17 protein-coding genes are annotated in these 19,864 nt (G+C 74.1%); 6 read left to right on the plus strand and 11 right to left on the minus strand.

Annotated elements, in window-relative coordinates; translation table 11 throughout:
- Positions 1-121: 121 nt before the first annotated feature.
- Complete coding sequence (locus tag ACIPSE_RS40770; protein WP_401673537.1) at positions 122-1,513, plus strand: FAD-binding oxidoreductase; 1,392 nt, start codon at positions 122-124, stop codon at positions 1,511-1,513.
- A gap of 6 nt (positions 1,514-1,519) precedes the next feature.
- On the opposite strand, the gene ACIPSE_RS40775 is transcribed toward ACIPSE_RS40770, so the two are convergent.
- Together ACIPSE_RS40775 and ACIPSE_RS40780 are read right to left on the minus strand one after the other, a co-directional pair.
- The gene (locus tag ACIPSE_RS40775; RefSeq protein ID WP_401673540.1) at positions 1,520-2,215 is read right to left on the minus strand and encodes an HAD family hydrolase; all 696 of its coding nucleotides are present in this window, start codon (positions 2,213-2,215) and stop codon (positions 1,520-1,522) included.
- Between the two features lie 59 nt (positions 2,216-2,274).
- Entirely contained in the window at positions 2,275-2,751 is a 477-nt protein-coding gene (locus tag ACIPSE_RS40780; RefSeq protein ID WP_401673543.1) for an Lrp/AsnC family transcriptional regulator, read from the minus strand.
- A gap of 197 nt (positions 2,752-2,948) precedes the next feature.
- On the opposite strand from ACIPSE_RS40780, the gene ACIPSE_RS40785 reads away from it, so the two are divergent.
- Entirely contained in the window at positions 2,949-4,436 is a 1,488-nt protein-coding gene (locus ACIPSE_RS40785) for an FUSC family protein (protein ID WP_401673545.1), read from the plus strand.
- On the opposite strand, the gene ACIPSE_RS40790 is transcribed toward ACIPSE_RS40785, so the two are convergent.
- Both ACIPSE_RS40790 and ACIPSE_RS40795 read right to left on the minus strand, forming a co-directional pair.
- A complete protein-coding gene (locus ACIPSE_RS40790; protein ID WP_401673547.1) occupies positions 4,416-5,570 on the minus strand; it encodes an RNA polymerase sigma factor in 1,155 nt (384 codons plus the stop codon). The genes ACIPSE_RS40785 and ACIPSE_RS40790 overlap by 21 nt on opposite strands.
- Positions 5,563-5,985 carry a YciI family protein gene (locus ACIPSE_RS40795; protein WP_401673549.1) on the minus strand — a complete coding sequence of 141 codons (423 nt, stop codon included), beginning with the start codon at positions 5,983-5,985 and terminating at the stop codon, positions 5,563-5,565. Before ACIPSE_RS40795 ends, ACIPSE_RS40790 begins: the two co-directional genes overlap by 8 nt.
- A gap of 210 nt (positions 5,986-6,195) precedes the next feature.
- Between ACIPSE_RS40795 and ACIPSE_RS40800 the strand changes: the two genes are divergently transcribed.
- Positions 6,196-7,233 (plus strand): lactonase family protein, encoded by a 1,038-nt coding sequence (locus ACIPSE_RS40800; protein WP_401673551.1) that lies wholly within the window; start codon positions 6,196-6,198, stop codon positions 7,231-7,233.
- Between the two features lie 112 nt (positions 7,234-7,345).
- Here the strand turns inward: ACIPSE_RS40800 and ACIPSE_RS40805 are convergent, their stop codons facing one another.
- The 4 genes from ACIPSE_RS40805 to ACIPSE_RS40820 all read right to left on the minus strand — a co-directional run bounded on the left by ACIPSE_RS40805 (position 7,346) and on the right by ACIPSE_RS40820 (position 11,225).
- Positions 7,346-8,266 (minus strand): sirohydrochlorin chelatase, encoded by a 921-nt coding sequence (locus tag ACIPSE_RS40805; protein WP_401673554.1) that lies wholly within the window; start codon positions 8,264-8,266, stop codon positions 7,346-7,348.
- Between the two features lie 119 nt (positions 8,267-8,385).
- On the minus strand, positions 8,386-9,393 hold the full coding sequence (locus ACIPSE_RS40810; protein WP_401673556.1) for an N-acetylglucosamine kinase: 1,008 nt from the start codon (positions 9,391-9,393) through the stop codon (positions 8,386-8,388).
- Positions 9,390-10,067: a uracil-DNA glycosylase gene (locus ACIPSE_RS40815; protein ID WP_401673559.1), complete on the minus strand. Its 678-nt coding sequence runs from the start codon at positions 10,065-10,067 to the stop codon at positions 9,390-9,392. The genes ACIPSE_RS40810 and ACIPSE_RS40815 overlap by 4 nt, the downstream gene beginning before the upstream one ends.
- 72 nt (positions 10,068-10,139) lie before the next feature.
- Complete coding sequence (locus ACIPSE_RS40820; protein WP_401673561.1) at positions 10,140-11,225, minus strand: WD40/YVTN/BNR-like repeat-containing protein; 1,086 nt, start codon at positions 11,223-11,225, stop codon at positions 10,140-10,142.
- A 235-nt stretch (positions 11,226-11,460) separates the two neighbouring features.
- On the opposite strand from ACIPSE_RS40820, the gene ACIPSE_RS40825 reads away from it, so the two are divergent.
- On the plus strand, positions 11,461-12,048 hold the full coding sequence (locus ACIPSE_RS40825; RefSeq protein ID WP_401673563.1) for a hypothetical protein: 588 nt from the start codon (positions 11,461-11,463) through the stop codon (positions 12,046-12,048).
- Positions 12,049-12,523: 475 nt separating this feature from the next.
- On the opposite strand, the gene ACIPSE_RS40830 is transcribed toward ACIPSE_RS40825, so the two are convergent.
- A complete protein-coding gene (locus tag ACIPSE_RS40830; protein WP_401673565.1) occupies positions 12,524-14,596 on the minus strand; it encodes a HEAT repeat domain-containing protein in 2,073 nt (690 codons plus the stop codon).
- Between the two features lie 109 nt (positions 14,597-14,705).
- Positions 14,706-16,355 (minus strand): acyl-CoA dehydrogenase family protein, encoded by a 1,650-nt coding sequence (locus ACIPSE_RS40835; RefSeq protein WP_401673568.1) that lies wholly within the window; start codon positions 16,353-16,355, stop codon positions 14,706-14,708.
- 65 nt (positions 16,356-16,420) lie between these two features.
- Here ACIPSE_RS40835 and ACIPSE_RS40840 point away from each other — a divergent pair, with 65 nt between their 5' ends.
- Positions 16,421-17,152, plus strand: coding sequence for a PaaX family transcriptional regulator C-terminal domain-containing protein (locus tag ACIPSE_RS40840; RefSeq protein WP_401673570.1), 732 nt, complete (start codon positions 16,421-16,423; stop codon positions 17,150-17,152).
- A 63-nt stretch (positions 17,153-17,215) separates the two neighbouring features.
- Here ACIPSE_RS40840 and ACIPSE_RS40845 read toward each other — a convergent pair whose 3' ends face one another.
- A complete protein-coding gene (locus ACIPSE_RS40845) occupies positions 17,216-18,019 on the minus strand; it encodes a pectate lyase (protein ID WP_401673573.1) in 804 nt (267 codons plus the stop codon).
- Positions 18,020-18,345: 326 nt separating this feature from the next.
- On the opposite strand from ACIPSE_RS40845, the gene ACIPSE_RS40850 reads away from it, so the two are divergent.
- Positions 18,346-19,662 (plus strand): PHB depolymerase family esterase, encoded by a 1,317-nt coding sequence (locus tag ACIPSE_RS40850; RefSeq protein WP_401673575.1) that lies wholly within the window; start codon positions 18,346-18,348, stop codon positions 19,660-19,662.
- Positions 19,663-19,864 lie beyond the last annotated feature (202 nt).

Raw genomic sequence — 19,864 nt, forward strand, 5'->3', positions numbered from 1 at the left:
TACCGGCCGGGCCCGACCTGGGTGACGCCCACGGATGCGGTCGCCGTTCGACGCGAATAGAACGGGCGGGACAGACCGAGCGAAACGTCTCGATCGGTACGTCTCGACACGGGGGATACGCATGACCAGTACGCCTGCCGACGCGGCACGCCGCGAACTCACCTCCTTCAACGGTGAGTTGATCGGCCCCGACGACACCGGGTACGACGAGGCCCGCGCCGTCTACAACGCGATGATCGACCGGCGCCCCGCCCTCGTCGCCCGCTGCGGCGACGCGGACGCCGTCGCCCGGGTGATCGCCTTCGCCCGCACCCACGACCTGCCCCTCGCCGTGCGCGGCGGCGGACACCACGGCGCCGGACTCGGCACCGTCGACGGCGGAGTCGTCGCCGACCTGTCCCCGCTCAAGGACATCCACGTCGACCCGGAGTCCCGCACGGTCCGCGTGGGCGGCGGCTGCGTGTGGGGCGAGGTCGACCGCGCCACCAACGCGCACGGACTCGCCACACCCAGCGGCATCATCTCCACCACCGGGGTCGGCGGCATCACCACCGGCGGCGGCCTCGGCCACCTCACCCGCAGCTGCGGACTGACCATCGACAACCTGCTGGAGGCCGAGATCGTCCTCGCCGACGGCAGTCAGGTCAGGGCCAGCGGCTACGAGAACAGCGATCTGTTCTGGGCGGTCCGCGGCGGCGGGGGCAACTTCGGCGTCGTCACCTCGTTCCTGTTCCGGCTCCACGAGATCAGCACCGTCATCGCCGGTCCGACCTTCTGGCCGATGGAACTGGGTGCCGAAGTCCTCGCCGCCTACCGGGACTTCATCCTCGACGCACCCCGCGAACTAGGCGGCTTCCTCCTCTACGGCACGGTGCCGCCCGCCCCGCCGTTCCCCGAGGAACTCCGGCTCCGCAAGACCGCCGGCGTCGTGTGGTGCTACACCGGCGACGACACCGACGCCGCCGCCCGCGCCATGGCCCCGCTCCTGGACGCCCTGCCCGCACCGATGCTGCACGCCCCGGCGCCCATGCAACACCCCGACATCCAGGCGGCGTTCGACGGCCTCTACCCGCCCGGCCATCAGTGGTACTGGCGCGCCGACTTCGTCGAGACCGTGCCCGACGACGCCGTCCGGCTGCACGCCAAGTTCGGCGCCGAGGTGCCCACACCGCAGTCCACCATGCACCTCTACCCGATCGACGGCGCCGCCCACGACGTCGGCCAGGACGAGACGCCCTGGGCCTACCGCCACGCCAACTGGGCCTCCGTCTACGCCGGGGTCGACCCCGACCCGGCCAACGCCGGCCTCGTGAAGCGCTGGACCGTCGACTACTTCGAAGCCCTGCACCCCTACTCGGCGGGCGGCGCCTACGTGAACATGATGATGGACGAGGGACAGGAGCGCGTCCGGGCCAGCTACCGCGGCAACTACGACCGACTGGCCCGCATCAAGGCCGACTTCGACCCGGACAACGTCTTCCGCCTCAACCAGAACATCGAACCCGCCGGCTGACCGGCCTCAGGAGGCGACCGCCGAGTTCACGAGCCAGTCGTGCGCGTCCCGCGCCGTGAACTCGGCCTGGCCGCCGCGCAGCAGCAGCCCGGCCGTGGCGAACTCCGGGGCGTCCGCCTGCCCGGCCACGTACGGCACCGCCACACAGCGCATCCCGGCCGCGTGCGCGGCGGCGGCACCCGGCGCCGCGTCCTCCACGACCACGCAGTCCGCCGGGTCCGCGCCGAGCCGGCGGGCCGCCTCCAGGAAGACGTCCGGTGCGGGCTTGCCGCGCTCGACCTCGTCGGCGGAGACGACGATCGGCAGATACGCGTCCAGTCCCGTGCCCGTCAGGATCGCCTCGATCGCCTCCGGCGAGGAACCCGACGCGACGGCCATCGCCACGCCCTGGCCCGCCAGCAGTTCGACGAACGCGCGCATCTCGGGATACGCGGGAGTGTGCACCCGGGCCAGCTCCAGATAGCGGCGGTTGAGGTCGTCCAGCAGCGCGGACCGCGGGCCCGCGAGCCCGAACCGCTCCTGCCACAGGCCCAGCGTCTCCCAGGTGCTGATCCCGACGTACGCCGCGTTGTCCTCCCAGGTGAAGTCCTCGACCCCGTGCGCGGCGAGCAGGGCCCGGGACGCCTCGAAGTAGTTCGGCTCGCTGTCCACGAGTGTTCCGTCGAGATCGAAGATGACCGAGGTGGCGCCGAGATCGTTCATGATCCCAGGATGTCAAAGACAGGATGTCAAAGAGCGGTCCCGTCGATGCGACGGACCGGTCAGCCTCTCGCCGTGCGGCCGATCGACTCGACCAGCGGCAGCATCCGGTGCGGCACCCGCTCCCGCAGCGCCACCTCGGTGCGGGTGCGGACCACGCCCGGCAGACTGATCACCTTCTGGATCACGTCCTCCAGATGCGCGTTGTCCCGCGCCACCACCCGCGTGAGCAGATCGCCGCCGCCCGCGATCGAGAACGCCTCCACGATCTCCGGCACCGCGGCCAGCGCGTCCCCCACGTCGTCCAGCCGCCCCTGCGTGACCTCGATGTGCACGAACGCCAGCACCGGGTGGCCCAGCGCGGCGGGGGAGAGCGACGGCCCGGTGCCGGTGATCACACCCTCCCGCTCCAGCCGGTCCAGGCGGGCCTGGAGCGTGCCCCGGGCGACACCGAGGAGGCGCGCGTACTCCCGCACGCTCGTGCGCGGCTGCTCCAGGAGCAGCCGCAGGATGCGGGTGTCGAGCTCGTCCACAGGCATCGGGCCCGGCCTCCTCCGTCATGGTCCGTTGGCCCGCCGATGGACGGCCACGGTCCGGTTTGTCTGTGCCAATGGTCCAGCGTAGGCGATGCCACTTGAGCCAGTCGCCCCGACGATGCTGCAATGGCCGCGTCGATGGCGCTGCGGACCCCGCGGCGCCTTTTGCGTGCCGGATGTCGAGCAGGGGGCGGGAAGCAGTGCTGAAGAAGGTGTTCATGGCGCCGGACCCGGGCCGGGTGCGGCTGCGCTTCGCCGCGCGCGCCGTCCTCGGGATCGGGCTCGCCGTCGTCGTCTGCGGGCTCGCCGGGCACTCCCTCGTCGGCGCGGTCACCGGCGGACTCGCCGCGCTGCTCGCCCTCTTCACGGTCACCGACACCACCGTGCGGGGACAGGCGGTCACCACCGCGCTGCTGCCCGCCGTCGGACTGCCGGTGCTCGCCGCGGCGGCCCAGCTCCACGACCACCCCGTCGCCCGTGACCTCACCTTCCTCGCGGTGACCGGCGCGGGCGTCTACGCGCGCCGCTGGGGGCCGCGCGGCCACAGCCTCGGCGTCTTCGCCTTCATGACCTTCTTCGTGGCGCAGTTCCTGCACGCCACCACCGACCGGCTGCCCGAGCTGTACACCGCGATGCTGCTCTCCCTCGCCGTCGCCGCCGCGGTCCGCTTCGGCCTGTGGTGCTACGAGCGGCACCTGCCCGCGGCCCCGGCCCCCGCCCCGCCCTCCGGGATGGCCCGGGTGACCACCCGGCAGGCGGTGCAGGCCACCGCGGGCGCGGCCTTCGCCCTCGTCGTGGGCCAGGCGGTCTCCGGGGAGCGCTGGTACTGGGCCGTCGGCGCGACCTGGTGGGTGTTCGTCAACACCACCTCACGCGGCGAGACCCTCGTGCGGGGCTTCCGCCGCGTCCTCGGCACGGTGATCGGCATCGGGCTCGGACTGCTCGTCGCCGTCCCGCTCCAGGGCGCCGCCCTGCCCACGGCCGTGCTCCTCGCGGCCTGCGTCTTCGGGATCTTCTACACCGCCGCCGTGTCGTACACCTGGATGATGCTCTGCGTCACCGTCCTCGCCGAGCTGCTCTACGGGCTCCTCGGCGTGCTCACCCCCGGCCTGCTCGCGCTGCGCCTCGCGGAGACGGGCATCGGCGCCCTCGGCGCGGCCCTCGCCGTGCTGTTCGTCCTGCCCGTCACCACGCACACCACCACCGACGCCTGGATCCAGCGCGCCCTGCGCTGCGTCCACGCGTGCACCGCCGAGACCGCCGCCCGCCTCGCCGGCGCCGCCCACGCCGACCCGGCGCCCCGCGTCGCCGAACTGGAACACCTGCTGGGCCGGGTCCGGCTCTCCGTCGCCCCGCTCGTCCACCCGCTGAACCCGATGCTCGGCCGCAAGTGCCGCGCCCGCCGGGTCCTGGCCCTGCTCGACGACTGCGCCCGCGAGATCCGCGGCCTCGTCGCCGTCGCCGCCGACCCCGAGGCCTCCCACGACGCCCGTCTGGCCGCCGCGTCCTGGCGCGTCGAGGCCGCCGTCGAGGCCCTGACGGACGGCGGGCCGGGCTCCTGGACCCTCACCGAACAGCCGTCGTCCGCGGAGCCCGCGCTGGCCCACCTCCACGGCATCGAGCGGGCGCTCACCGAACTCGCGGCCCCGCTGCGGGCGCCGTCGGGGTCACCGCTGGTCGGTGCGTGAACCCGTGTTGAGCCGGGCCGCCTGCCGGGTCAGATGGTCGCGTTCGGCCAGGTCGGGGGCTTTGCGGGCCGCCTCGGCGTAGAGCCGGGCCGCCGTCGCGGGATCGCCGTCGCGCTCGTGGAGGTAGGCCGCGACGGCCGTGTACCGGGGCAGGGAGGCGTCCAGCCCGGCCAGCGCCGCGAGCCCCGCGCGCGGACCGTCGGCCTCGCCGAGCGCCACCGCGCGGTTGAGCCGGACGACGGGGCTGTCCGTGAGGCGCGCGAGCTCGTCGTACCACTCGACGATCTGCACCCAGTCGGTCTCCTCGGCGGTGGGCGCGTCGGCGTGCAGCGCGGCGACGGCGGCCTGGGCCTGGAACTCGCCGAGCCGGTCGCGGGCCAGGGCGGCCTGGAGGACCGTGACGCCCTCGGCGATCAGCCGCGTGTCCCAGCGCCCGCGGTCCTGCTGGGCGAGCGGCACCAGGCTCCCGTCCGGCGCGGTCCGGGCCGCGCGCCGGGCATGGTGGAGCAGCATGAGGGCGAGCAGCCCCGCCACCTCGGGATGGTCGACCCGCGCGGCGAGCTGCCGGGTGAGCCGGATCGCCTCGGCGGCCAGGTCGACGTCACCGGAGTAGCCCTCGTTGAAGACCAGGTACAGCACGCGCAGCACGGTCGCCACGTCGCCGGGCCGCTCGAAGCGCACCCCGGAGACGGTCCGCTTGGCCCGGCTGATCCGCTGCGCCATCGTCGCCTCGGGCACCAGGTAGGCCCGGGCGATCTGCCGGGTGGTGAGCCCGCCGACCGCGCGCAGCGTGAGCGCGACCGCGGACGACGGGCTCAGCGAGGGGTGGGCGCACAGGAAGTACAGCTGGAGCGTGTCGTCCACGACCGGCGCGGGCCCGGGCGCCGGTTCCTCCTCGACCCGGTCCTCGCGTCTGCGCCGGGCGGTGTCCGCGCGGTTCGCGTCGAGGAACTTGCGCCAGGCCGCGGTGACCAGCCAGCCCTTCGCGTCGCGCGGCGGCCGGTCGGGCCAGACCCGGAGCGCCTCGACGAGCGCGTCCTGCACGGCGTCCTCGGCCGCCGCGAAGTCGGCTCCGCGGCGGACGAGGACGGTGAGCACGCTCGGCGTGAGGCTCCGGACGAGCGCCTCATCCATGGACGGGATCGCACATGCCGGCGGGCGCCGCGGTCAGGAACGGGCGCACCTCCAGCCACTCGTGGAGGGGCCTGCCGCCCGCGCCCGGCGCCGCCGACAGCTCCCCGGCCAGCTCGACGGCCCGGTCGTGGCTGTCGACGTCGATGATCATCCAGCCGGCGATGAGGTCCTTGGTCTCGGCGAACGGCCCGTCGGTGACCGGCGGCCGTCCCTCGCCGTCGTACCGCACCCAGCTCCCCTCCGGGGCGAGCGCCTGGCCGTCGACGAACTCGCCGCTCTCCACCAGCTTGGCCGCGAAGTCGTTCATGTACTGCACGTGTGCGGAGATCTCCTCCGGCGTCCACCGGTCCATCGGCACGTCGTTGACCGCGGCCGGGGCGCCTCGGTAGTGCTTGAGCAGCAGGTACTTGGCCATGACGGTTCTCCTTGGTGTCCGTGCGACCCATTGTGGCCGCCTTCACCCCTGGGACGGAGCCGGTGACGGGTTCTCGACATGTGCCGGGAAGAACTTCCGGAATTCCTTTCCGCACCCCGCTTCCCTCCCCGCCCCCCGTGATTGGTCTAGACCGCCGATGATCGACTGCTACCGTCACCCGGGACGGCACAGGACCGAGAGGGGACAACGGTGGCAGACGGCGGCGGGCGGCAGCGACGGGCCTTCATCGGATCGTTCACGGCGGCGGGCGGGCCCGGGATCGTGACGGCCGTGGTGGTCCCGGAGACGGGCGCACTGGTACCGCTGCGGGAGATCGACGTCCTGCCCGACCCCTCGTACCTGGCGCTGGCCCCCGACGGCGGCACGCTCTACGCCGTCAGCGAGACCCCCGACGGCGCGGTGGCCGCGTACCGGGTCACCGACGACAAGCCCCAGCTCGCGGGCCGCCCCGTGCCGGTCGGCGGCGCGGGACCCACCCACCTCGGCCTGTTCGACGGCCATGTGCTGACCGCGAACTACGGCTCCGGCAGCGTCTCCGCCGTACCCGTCCGATCCGACGGCAGTCTCGCCGGCGCCCCCTCCGGCGTTCTGCGGCACACCGGCTCCGGCCCGCACACCCGGCGCCAGCAGGGGCCGCACGCCCACCAGGTGCAGGCCGACCCGAGCGGACGCTGGGTGGTCAGCGTCGACCTCGGCACGGACTCCGTCCGCGTCTGCACCCTCGGCGCCGAGGGGCGTCTCGCCCTGCGCCGCGAGACCGCCCTGCGCCCCGGCTCCGGACCGCGCCACCTCGCCTTCCACCCGGGCGGCGGCCACGCGTACGTGCTCAACGAGCTCACCCCGACCGTCACCGTCTGCCGCTGGGACGCCGCCGAGGGCCTGCTCAAGCCCCTCACCGAGACGGGCGTGCTGGTCGACGCCCCGGCCGGGGACGCCTACCCCTCCGGCATCGCCGTCTCGCCCGACGGCCGCTTCGTGTGGACCGCCACCCGCGGCGAGGACGTGATCTCGGTCCTCGCCGTCGACGGGGACGCCCTGCGCCTCGTCGCCACCGTCTCCTGCGGGGGCCACTGGCCACGCGCGCTCACCGAGTCCGAAGGCATCCTCTACGTCGCGAACGAACGCTCCGGCGACGTCACCTGGTTCCGCGTCGACCCCGGGACGGGACTGCCCCGACGAGGCGGCTCGATCCCCGTGGCGGCGGCGTCCTGCGTGGTCATCGGCTGACCCCCGCGAGACGCTCCGCGCATGCCGAAGGGCCCGCTCCCGCTGGGGAGGGGCCCTTCGGCGTCACTTCTCCACGGCCACGGTCACCAGCGGTACCGGGGCCGGCCCCGCGTCAGCGCGCCGGGGTGCCCTGCGGCTGCGGCGGGGCGATGCCCAGCGCGGACGTGTACTTCGACAGCGCCAGCTTGCCGATCGCCGGGTAGGCGCCGAGCGCCTCGGCGGCGGAGCAGCCCGCCTCCTTGGCCGCCTCCTCGACGAGGGCCGCGTCGATCTCCGGCCCTATCAGGTACGGCGCCAGCGCCAGCTGCTGCGAGCCGGAGCCGCGCAGCTGCTCGGCCACGGAGGCGATCGAACCCTCCTGGTCGAGGGCGGCGGCCATCACGGGCACGGCCAGGCGGGCGGCGAGCAGCATGCCGGTGATCCCGGCCGCCTGCACGGCCTCCTCGCCGCCCACCGACGCCAGGATGATGCCGTCCGCGGCCGTCGCCACGGTGAACAGCCGGGCCCGGTCGGCACGCGCCAGACCGGCCTCCGACAGCCGCACGTGCAGCGCCTCGGCGAGCAGCGGGTGCGGGCCGAGCACATCGGTCAGGTCGGCCGCGACACGGCTGTCCATGACGGCCTGGCGGATCACCCGCAGCAGCGCGCTGTCCGGACCGGCCAGCAGCGGCACGACGACCGCGACCGGGCCCTCGGGCTCCTTGACGTCGAGCCCGGCCGCCCTGGCCTGCTCGAAGCGTGCGGTGCGCTCCTCGGCGGTGTGCGCGAGCACGGCCTTGAGCGTGGGGAACTCGGTGTCGTCCCCGTCGAGGTACCCGATGCGCGCGTCCAGGCCGGGGAGCTCGGAGCGGGCGATGCTCACGACCTCCTCGGCGAGGCCGCGCGTCGCGGCACTCGGCGCACCCGGCACCGCGAGGACGAGCGCGGGCGCGCCCTCGGGAGCCGCCAGCGGCTCGGGACGGCGGTGCCGTCCGGGCTGACGGGGGCGCGGCATTCGTACTGGCAGGCCGGCGGGCCCAGTGGGGGAGCTCATGGCGCCGCATGTTACTGGCTAATCGGGTTCCCCTGTTCGGGGAGGGTGCAGGTGAGCGGTATCCGTCCGCTTTTGTCTGATGAGTTACGTACGGATCGGGCGTCGGAACCCTCTCGGGATCAGTCGCCCGTACCGGTCACCACGGACAGCATGGACGCGTCCCCCGGCAGGGTGAGCGACCCCGCGGCGAGATCGACGGCGATCCGCACCGCCCCGTCCAGCGGATCACCGGCCGCCGCGACCTGCCGCGCCCGCGGCACCCGCTGCGCCAGTTCCTCCGCCAGCGGGACAAGGAGCGCGTCGCCCATCTTCGACAGGCCGCCGGTGACCGCCAGCCGAGGAGCACCGTCCGCCGGGCAGACCGCCGCCGCCGAGTCGGCCATGTGCCGGGCCGCCGCGCGCAGGATCGCCGAGGCCACCGGGTCGCCGTCCGCGCAGGCGGCCACGTGCGGGGCGAAGGAGGCGAGCACGGCGGGCCGGTCCGGACGCGGGTACAGCCGCCCGGGCAGCCCGCTCATCGGCCCGAACTCGTCCTCGGCGCGCGCCAGCAGCCCCGCCGAACCGCCGGGCCGTCCGTCGTGGGCCCGCAGCGCGGCCTCCAGGCCCGCCCGGCCGATCCACGCGCCGCCGCCGCAGTCGCCCAGCAGATGACCCCAGCCGTCCGCGCGACGCCAGCCGGACGGGTCCATGCCGATCGCGATCAGCCCCGTACCGGCCGCGATCACGGCACCCGGCCGGGTGCCGAGGGCGCCCACGTACGCGGTGACGGCGTCGGCGGCGAGACCGACCCGGCCGATCCCGAACTCCCGCCGCAGGGCGCCCGGGAGTTCGGCCCGCAGGGCGTCGCCGAGCGTGCTGAGCCCGGCGGCCCCGATCACGGCGGTGCCGAGCCCCGAGATCCCCGCCTCGGCCGTCAACTCCCTGACCAGTGTCGCCAGTTGGCGCATCAGATGGTCGGGGTCGATGCCCCGCGGCCCGACGCGCACCGGCTCGCGCGACTCCCGCTGGGCGAGCGCGCCGCGCGCCGCGGTGCCGACCACCGCCCGCAGTCCGGAACCGCCCGAGTCCACGGCGACGATCCCGTCGACCGCGCAGGGCGTACCGGGGGCGCCGGCGCCCCCGGTCACGGCAGGCGCCAGTCCACCGGTTGTCCGCCCTGCTGCACCAGCAGGTCGTTGGCCCGGCTGAACGGGCGGGAGCCGAAGAACCCGCGGTCCGCCGACATGGGCGAGGGGTGCGCCGACTCCACCGACGGCAGACTGCCCAGCAGCGGGCGCAGATTGCGGGCGTCCCGGCCCCAGAGGATCGACACCAGCGGCTTGCCGCGCGCGGCGAGCGCCCGTATCGCCTGTTCCGTGACCTCTTCCCAGCCCTCGCCCCGGTGCGCGCCCGGCTTGCGCGGGGCCGTGGTGAGCGCCCTGTTGAGCAACAGCACGCCCTGCTGGGTCCACGGGGTCAGATCGCCGTTCGAGGGCTGCGACAGCCCCAGGTCGGTGTGCAGCTCCCGGTAGATGTTGATCAGGCTGCCGGGCAGCGGACGCACCTCGGGCGCCACCGAGAACGACAGCCCCACCGCGTGCCCCGGTGTCGGATAGGGGTCCTGTCCGACGATCAGGACGCGGACGTCGTCGAAGGGCTGCTGAAAGGCCCGCAGGACATTCGGTCCGGCGGGGAGATAGGTGCGTCCCGCGGAGATCTCCGCCCGCAGGAAGTCACCCATCCCGGCGATCCGTCCGGCCACCGGTTCCAGGGCCTGAGCCCAGCCCGGTTCGACGATTTCATGCAAAGGTCGTGGTGCCACGCCGTCACCCTACTGCCGTACACAGGACGGCGATCAACCGGTGGCCAACGCACGGCCGTTCCCCCCGACGGATCATCCCGTCACCGCGGCCCGGACGCACAGCACGTCCGGCAGATGGGACGCCAACTGCCGCCAGGAGTCGCCGTCGTCGGCCGACGCGTACACCTCGCCGTTGCGGTTGCCGAAGTAGACACCCGCCGGGTCCGCGTCGTCGGTGCACATCGCGTCCCGCAGCACCGTGCCGTAGTGGTCCTCGCCCGGCAGGCCCGCCGACAGCGGCTCCCAGCTCTTGCCCGCGTCCGCCGTGCGGAAGACACGGCACCGGTGGTCGGCGGGCACCCGGTCGGCGTCCGCGTTGATCGGGAAGACGTAGGCCGTGTCCCCGCGGTGCGGATGGGTGGCCGCCGCGAAGCCGAACGTCGACGGCAGTCCCGCGCCGATGTCCGTCCAGTGCGCGCCCGCGTCGTCGCTGCGGTAGACGCCCCAGTGGTTCTGCAGATACAGCCGGTCCGGGGTGGCCGAGTCCCGCGCGACCTTGTGGACGCACTGCCCGAACTCGGGGTTCGGATCGGGCAGGAACACCGCGGAGACACCGGAGTTGGAGGGCTCCCAGCTCGCGCCGCCGTCCGACGTCCTGAACACCCCGGCCGTCGACACCGCGACCGTCACGGCCTGGGGGTCGCGCCGGTCGGTCAGGATCGTGTGCAGGCCCTCGCCGCCGCCCCCGGGCACCCACTTGGACCGGGTCGGGTGCTCCCACAGCGGGCGGACCAGCGAGAACGTCTCGCCCCGGTCCTCCGAGCGGTACAGCGCGGCCGGTTCGGTGCCCGCGTACACCACGTCCGGTTCCGCGGCGGCCGGGTGCAGCTGCCACACCCGCTCCAGCGAAGCGCCCGTGTCCTTGGGGAACTTGACGGCGGGCCGGGCCGGTTCGGTCCACGTCCGGCCGAGATCGTCGGAGTGGAACACCGACGGCCCCCAGTGGGCGCTGTCGCCGCCCGCCAGCAGCCGAGGGCGCTCGCCCCGGGTGTCGATCGCGACCGAGTACACGGCCTGCGCGTTGAAGTAGGGACTCTCGTCGAACTCCCAGCTGCCACCCCGCCTGCGCCCGATGAACAGGCCCTTGCGGGTGCCCACGGCGAGCAGTACCTCGGTCATGCCGATCACCTCCGTGACGTCTTTGTCCCAGATATCGGCCAGTCTGCACCCCGGCACTGACAGTCACCCCTGGAGACGGCTCCGCCGCAGGTCAGAGCGGGGAGGGCGGCTCGTGTCGACGTTGCGTGAGAGGCAGTGGGCCGATCCACAGCGGTTCGTGTGAGCACCCGGGAGGCGACCCCCGTATGGAAAGGCGGTCCGGCAGGTTCGCGCGCTCATGAGGAGGATGCCTGCGATGGCGTTCCGTGGTTCGAAGGTCTGGTTGTGGCGCTGGCGGCCCAATCCGCTCAAACGCCGCGCCGACACGGTGGAGGCCTGGGTCGTGCTCGGCGCCTGGCTGCTCACCGTCCTCGCGGGGGTGTTCGCGGGCGTCACGGCGGCCGGGGCCGTCGAGGACACCCTGGCCAAGGAGCGCGCCGAATGGCGGCCCGTGCGGGCCGGTCTCACCGCGAGGGCGCCCGGCGCGGCCGACGGCGACAGCTCCGCGGCGGGCGGCGGCATGGTGTGGGCCGACGTCCGGTGGACGGCACCCGACGGCACCCCGCGCACCGGCCAGGCCCGGGTCGGCCCCGATAGCCCGGCCGGTACCGCGGTGACCGTCTGGACGGACCCCCAGGGCCGACTGGTCACCCGGCCCGCCACCGTCGGCCAGGCCCATCTCCGGGCCGCCCTGGTGGGCGCCCTGGTGGGCGTGAGCGCGGCGACGCTGCCCTTCGTCGGCGGCCGGCTGCTGTGCGGGCGGCTGCTACGGCGGCGGATCGACCAGTGGGGCATGGAGTGGGCATGGTTCGGCCCGCTGTGGGGGCGCGGACGGACGGGATGAGCGGCCCCTTCGCTGCTCCTTCGCTGCTCCTTCACTGGGCCCGCCAGCCCGCCAGCCCGCCAGCCCGCCAGCCCGCCAGCCCGCCAGCCGGCCTGCGGGCCAGCCCGCCTACGAGCCCGCCGACCTGCGAGTACGTCTGCCGCGCCCTCGTCAGCCCGGACGGCACCGCCGTCCCGAGCCGCTGGCGGCTCCCGAGGGCGCGCCCGCCCTCGTCCTCGCGGTGCCGGGTGTGCCGAGTGCCGCGACGCGCGGCCTCGCCGAGGAGGTCGTGAGCATCGCACGCTCCCAGCTCCGCGGCCCAGGCGGTGTTCCGGGACTCCCGTCCGCGTCCCGACGCCCGGCAGGCACGCGCGCCGCATGGTGCCGAGGACAGGTGGCTCCGCCACGTGACCTGCGACACCGCACGCCGTGCGCACGCACCGAACGCCGCCGTGCCCGCGAACGCCGCTGCGCCCGCGCCCCGCGGCCGATCCCCCTACCCGGCCGCCACCGCCTCCCGGCACACCCGCAGCAGCCGTTCGTCGGTGTACACGTCATGGCTCGCGTACTCGCCCGGCCGGGCCGTGTGGCGCCGCGCAGCGGCCAGCTCCGCCCGCAGCAGGTCGTGCAGGGGGAGCCCCGCCGCGCCCAGGGCGGCGACGCACTCGGCGATGGGGACACGCGTGTGCGCGTTCTGCGCCCACGCCCCGCGCAGCACCGGAAGCGCCCGCTCGGGATCGCCGGTGATCCGCCACAGCGCGCAGCCCGCGGTCGTCCGCTCCCACAGCTTCGACGCCTCGACCGGCCCGGCACCCGACCGGCCGACCATCCGCCGCAGGCGGGCGGCGGCGGGACCGGCCGCCGCCCCGAGCCGGCCCAGCACCTCCGCGGCCTCCTTGCGCCGGTAGGTGTCCCCGCCGCTCAACTCCCTCATGAGCGCGGGCAGTACGGCCTCGGCGTCGCCCTCGATCGCCCACAGCGCGTCCGCCGCGGCCACCGCGCTCTCGCCGTCGAGGAGCCCGCGCACCACGGGCGCCGCCTCCCGGGCCACCGCCCCGTACCCGCCGAGCAGCCGCAGCGCGGACGCCTCGACGTACCGGCGGGACACGTACTCCCGCGGCCCGCCCGACAGCAGCCGCAGCGCGAGCGGCAGGCTCTCCGCGTCGCCCAGTTCCGCGAGCGCGTTGAGCAGCGGGACGCCACGGTCGTAGGTGTCGGGGGCGCCGACCGGGACCCCGGCGAGCAGCTCCCGCAGCGCGGGCGCGAGCGGCTCGGCGGCCCGTCCGAGATGCGGCACCACGCGCCCCAGGTCGGGCGGTACGACCGGCCCCGCGAGCACCTGCGCCAGCGCCGGCACCGCGCGCGGGTCGCCGCTGCGCGCGAGGGCTTTGAGGGGGCCGCCCAGCGTCGGCGCGCCGTGCTCCCAGCGCCGCACCCACAGGTCGGGGCGCGCCACCACCAGGGCGTGGAGATCGTCGGCGGCGGGCGCCGCCAGCGCGAAGAGCCCTTCGAGGACGGAGGTGGCGGCATCGCGCAAGTGGTCCTCGTCGGCGCGCAGTTGGACCCCGATCAGCGCGACGCTCGTCGCGTAGTCGCCCCGCCACTCGCCGAACAGCCCCGACGACATCCACACCGCGTTGCACCGGTCGGCGGTGTCCGGGCTGCTCAACTGGCCGTTCAGCAGCGCGATCCGGTCGGTGACCCGGCCGCCGAGCGCGGTGTGCAGGGTGCGCAGCAGCTGGTTGCCCTCGTCGTCCGACGGGCGCAGCCGCCGCAGCCGTCCGACCAGGGTGTCGGTGTCCGGACGGTCGGGCCCGGCGGGGGCGGCGGTCCGGTGCCGTGACCGGTCCCGCAGCAGGGCCACGGCGGTCGGCACCAGATCGGCCGGGAGGAGGTCGGGAGCGCATCCCGCCAACTGCCCCAGCGCGGCGAGCCGCAGACCGGGCGGCAACGGGGGAGCGCACTGCGTCATCAGGAGGCCGACGGCCTCCGCCGCGTGCCCGGGGTGGTGACGGGCGAGGAACCCGAGGGCCTCGGTGAGCGCGAGCAGCACCTCGTCCTCCCGCTCGACGGTGATCCGCTCCCGCAACAGGCCCAGCACGGGCGCCGGTTCGGCGGAGAACCGCACGACGGCCGCTGCCGCCGCCCGCCGCACCCCGGGGTCGGCGTCCCCGGTCAGCCGGGCGAAGACCGGGGCACTCGCCCTGACGGCCGCGCGCGCCATGGCGTACGACGCGGCCATGTCCGGGTCCGGGCCGGAGTCCGGGTCCCCGGCCTCCGTCTCGTACGCCTCGCCGTCCCCGCCGATGCTGACGAGGAGTTCGACGATGCCGCCGCGGTCCCGCACCTCCTCGTGTCCGGCCAGCACGAAGAGAAAGGGGACGCAGGCCAGCGTCGAGTCGTACACGTCCCCCTGGTGGTGCACCGCGCCGTACATGCCGTCGAGCGCGATCTCCCGCTCGGCGGGGTCCGCGGAGGCCAGCCCCCGCAGCAGCGCGGGCACGTCCTCCGCGCTGCCGTACGCATGCCGCATCGAAGCCCAGTCGACCTCGTCCATCCCCGTGAACACGCTGCCCTCCCCAGGCGAAATGCCGTCTGGTTCTGAGTCTGCACCACAGCACTGACAGCGAAGCGGAATCGGGGGACGACTGGCTGTCGACCGGTCCTAGGCTGGCCGGTCAGTCACCCCCGGGCAGCGCGCGCCCCAGGATCGCGCCCAGATCCGCCGCGTCCGGGAGCGTCCCGAAGGCGTGTCCCCAGTCGCCGCCGAGCCTGCTCGCGCAGAAGGCGTCGGCGACCGCGGAAGGGGCGTGCCGGACCAGAAGGGAGGCCTGGAGGGCGAGTGCCATCTGCTCCACCAGACGCCGCGCGCCCGCCTCGGAACCGCCTGTCAGGAGGGCCTTCAGCCGGCCCACGGCGGCGTCCAGGCGCGCGTCCGCCCCCTCGGCGAGGGCGAGTTCGGCGAACAGCGCGTCCGCCGTGCCGGTCTCCCGCGTCAACGCCCGCAGCGCATCCAGGGCGTTGACGTTTCCGGAACCCTCCCAGATCGACAGCAGAGGGGCCTCGCGGTAGTGGCGGGGCATGCCCGAGTCCTCCACGTACCCGTTGCCGCCCAGGCACTCCAGGGCCTCCGCCGTGAAGGCCGGACCCCGCTTGGTCACCCAGTACTTGCCCACCGCCGTCGCGATCCGCCGGAACGCCTGCTCCCCGGCGTCCCCGCGCACCGCCCGGTCCGCCGCGCCGGCCAGCCGCAGCGTCAGCGCCGTCGCCGCCTCGGACTCCAGCGCCAGATCGGCGAGCACGTTGCGCATCAGCGGCTGGTCGATCAGCCGGGCGCCGAACGCGCTGCGATGCCGGGCGTGGTGCCCCGCCTCGACGAGCGTCTTGCGCATCAGCGCCGCCGACATCATCACGCAGTCGAGACGCGTGCAGTTGACCATGTCGATGATGGTCTTCACGCCCCGGCCCGCCGGCCCGACCAGCCACGCCACGGTCCCGTCGAACTCCGGCTCCGAGGACGCGTTCGACCGGTTGCCCAGCTTGTCCTTCAGCCGCTGGATGCGGAAGGTGTTGCGGCTCCCGTCGGGCAGGACACGCGGCACGAGGAAGCACGACAGGCCCTCGGGAGCCTGTGCCAGCACCAGGAACACGTCGCACATCGGCGCCGACGTGAACCACTTGTGCCCGCGCAGCGTGTACACGCCCGGCTCGGCCGTGGGCGTCGCCGCCGTCGTGTTCGTCCGGACGTCCGAGCCGCCCTGCTTCTCGGTCATCCCCATCCCGGCCAGCAGGCCCCGCTTCCGGGCCGGCACCCCCAGCTCCGGCTCGTACTCCCGCCCGGTCAGCAGCGGTTCGTACACCTTGGCGAGGTCGGGCTGGTGCCGCAGGGCGGGGACGGCGGCGTACGTCATCGACGTCGGACAGCCGTGGCCCGCGTCGGTGTGGCCCCAGGCCAGCCCACCCGCGCTGCGGGCGACATGGGCGCCGGGGCGCGCGTCGGCCCAGGGTGCGCCCGCCATCCCCTCGGCGACCGCGGCCCGCATCAGACGGTGCCAGCTCGGATGGAACTCGACCTCGTCGATCCGGTGGCCGTACCGGTCGTGCGTGCGCAGCACCGGTTCGTGCCGGTTGGCGAGGTCGGCCCACTCCTGGACCTCGGCGCTCCCCGCGAGCCGCCCGACGCGCCGGACGTCCTCCTCGGCCCACCCGGCACCCTCCCGGCGCAGGCCTTCCAGCAGGGCCGTGTCCTCGGAGGCGTCGTAGGGGGCCAGGGGAGGCGGCTGGTTGGTGACGTCGTGCGTCGCGTGTCCTTCGGGCGCCAGTGTCATCCATCGAGTGTTGCACTTCGGCTGCGACTGTCGCAATGGTGCAACACGGCCTAGAGTTCATGACCATGCCGACCGACGTGACCGCCCAGCCCGACCGGCTCGAACTGCGAGCCCTTTCCGCGCGGTCGGTCATCCTGAGCCTGCTGCTGGGCGCGCATCCGCCCGAGCTGCCCGCGAGGGAGCTGGTGCGCCGCGTGGAGCCCTTCGGTGTCGGCGGCTCCACCGCGCGCGCGGCGCTCAGCCGGATGGTCGCCGCCGGTGACCTGCGGCGCACCGACACCGTCCACCGGCTCAGCGACCGGTTGCTGGAGCGCCGACGGCGCCAGGACGACGCCGTGCGGCCCCGCACGCGCGCGTGGCACGGCGACTGGGAGCTGCTCGTGGTCACCGCGACCGGCCGCGGCGCCGCCGAACGCGCCGAACTGCGCACCCGGCTGACCGCCCTGAGGCTCGCCGAACTCCGCGAAGGCGTCTGGCTGCGTCCCGCCAACCTGGACCGCGCCCTGCCGGACGACCTGGACCGGATCGGCGAGCGCTGCACGGCCCGCCCCGGGCGTCCCGCGCCGGAACTCGCCGCCTCCCTGTGGCCGCTGGACACCTGGTCCGCCACCGGCCGGGCCCTGCTCGCGTGCGCCGCGCGCGCCGAGAGCCCGGCGGACCGCTTCACCGCCTACGCGGCGGTCGTACGGCATCTGCTCGCGGACCCCGTCCTGCCCGCCGGACTGCTGCCCGCGGACTGGCCGGGCGACGCCCTGCGCACGGCCTACGCCGCGTACCGGCGGGAGCTGACGGCATGACGGAGCGGCCGTACGGAGCGTCGTGCGGGGACGCTCCCTACGGCCGCGGTCAGTTCACGGACGTCACTTGTAAGTGATGTCCGAGGAGCTGTAGTTGCAGTACGTGCCGTCGGCCGACGTGCCGTTCTTGGTCGGCTCGGCGCCGGTGCTGTTCCCGATGTACTTCTGGCACGGCACGATGTCCCGGTCGCTGTCGCCGATGATCGTGATGACCCGCAGCGCGGCCGTGTCGCCGTAGTTGGTGTTGATGCCGACCAGCCGCCCGCCCGGCGCGGTCACCTCGATCGTGTTGAAGATCGAGGTGCGCTTGTACTGCGTGGAGCAGTTGCCGCAGGAGCGGTACAGGGTGCCGAAGTTCTGCGCCGCGAACTTCGAGACGACGAGCTTGCCGCCGCCGTTGTGCTGGAAGACCTTGTCGGACGCGTTCTTCGCGCCACCGCCGTAGACGGTGTACACGTCGTCGCTCGCGCCCTTGAAGGTCGCCGCGTCCTCGCCGACGTCCTCCCACCAGACGTTCTGGAGCGTGCAACTGCCCAGGCAGTGCACCCCGTCGGCGGCCGGGGCGCCGAGGATGACGTTCTTCAGGGTGGCGCCGTCGGCGAGCTGGAGGATCGGCCCCTGGTCCTCGTCCTGGCTGCCGCTGCCGAGGTCGCCGGTGCCGTACAGGCGGATGTAGCCGTAGTCCTTGGTGCCGGAGATCGAGATGGTCGAGGACACGGCCTGCGTGCCGGTCGCGGAGGGCCAGGTGGCGGCCTGTGCCTCCGGCGTCCCGCCGTCCGTCATGATCATGCCCGCCGAGAAGGCGAGCGCGGCCAGCATGCCGAGCAGCGCGCGTTTGCGCACGCGGGGGAGTGCGGATGAAGTCATGTCCCAGTGCCTTCTTCCCAGTGGGGGTGGATGAGCGGCTCTAACCAGGTACCTGAACGACATTCATGGTGCGGAACGTGACGCGCCGAGATCGTCGCCGTCCGGCCGGGTGAGCCCGGTCGTCGGTCACGTCGATGAACGGAACGTAGAGGGTAAGCGCTTTCTAGTCAACGCTTCCCGCAGAAGGTGTCCGACGGGCCGCCGGTGTGCGTGAGACCGGTCGCCGATTCCGTGGGAGCGCTTCCATGGCGGCCATGTGCATGCCACGATGCCCTCACTCCCCTCAGCGATGCCCCCATGAGCCGCCATCACGAAGGGACCCCACCGTGTCCGCCACCGCCGGCACTTCCGCGAGGAGACCGCTGCGCGCGGTCCTGCTCGCTCTCACCGTGCTCCTCGCCACGCTCCTGGCCGTCCCCCGGGCCGGCGCCCGCGACGCCGCCCCCCTCGACGCGACGGCCGCCGCCACGCTCACCGAGGTCACGGGCTTCGGCGAGAACCCGAGCGCCCTCCAGATGTACCTGTACGTGCCCGCGAGCGTCACCGAGAACCCGGCGGTCCTGGTGGCCGTCCACTACTGCACGGGCTCCGGCCCGGCGATGTACTCCGGCACCGAGTACGCCTCGCTCGCCGAGGAGTACGGGTTCATCGTCGTCTACCCGTCCGTCACCCGCGCCAGCAAGTGCTTCGACGTCGCCTCGCCGCAGGCCCTGACCAGGGGCGGCGGCAGCGACCCCGTCGGCATCAAGTCGATGGTGGACTGGACGGTCGACGCCTACGGGGCGGACACCGACCGGATCTTCGTCACCGGGATCTCCTCCGGCGCGATGATGACCAACGTCCTGCTCGGCGACTACCCGGACGTGTTCGCCGCGGGCGCCGCCTTCTCCGGAGTCCCGTTCGGCTGCTTCGCCACCACCGACGGCTCCGAGTGGAACAGCGCCTGCGCCCAGGGCACCGTCGACCGCACCGCGCAGGAGTGGGGCGACATCGCCCGCGCTGCCTACCCCGGTCACACCGGCACCCGCCCCCGGATGCAGCTCTGGCACGGCACCGAGGACGACGTGCTGCGGTACCCGAACTTCGGTGAGGAGATCGACCAGTGGACGAACGTGCTCGGGGTGAGCCGCACCCCGGCCGCCACCGACACCCCGCAGTCCGGCTGGACCCGCACCCGCTACGGCGGCACCGGCGACCAGGCGCCCGTCGAGGCGATCAGCCTCCAGGGCGTCGGCCACAACCTGTACAGCTACGGCGTGATGGGCCCGATGGCCGTGCACTTCTTCGGACTCGACGCCGACGGGCCCGCCCCGCAGCCTCCGGCCGGCCCCTGTGAGGTGAGCGTCACGACCAACGCGTGGAACACCGGTCTCACGGCCTCGGTGACGATCACCAACACCGGTACGACCGCGGTCTCCGGCTGGCAGCTCGCCTTCACGCTGCCCGCCGGGCAGACCATCACCAACGGCTGGAACGCCACCTACGCCCCGAGTTCCGGCGCCGTGACGGCCACGAACGCCTCGTACAACGGGGCCATCGCCGTGAACGCGAGCGTGAGCATCGGCTATCAGGCGACCCACACCGGCAACAGCGCGGCGCCGGGCGCCTACAGCCTCAACGGAACGGCCTGCACCCTCCGTTGACGCGCGGCGGTCGACCGCCGGACACCGGGACCGGGACCGGTGCCCGGCGTGTGGACCGGTTCCGCTGGGCGGGCGCTAGGGGGTGCTGTGCGGGACTTTCGCAACACCCCCTAAAGGGTGTTGCACAAGGCCGTGTTCGGGCAGGTCAGGGCCTGTGATCGCGGTCTTGTGGTCATGATGCGAGGGCGAGGTTGTGCATGTG

Origin of the sequence: Streptomyces sp. NPDC090106 (assembly GCF_044747265.1) — a bacterium.
Taxonomy (GTDB): domain Bacteria; phylum Actinomycetota; class Actinomycetes; order Streptomycetales; family Streptomycetaceae; genus Streptomyces.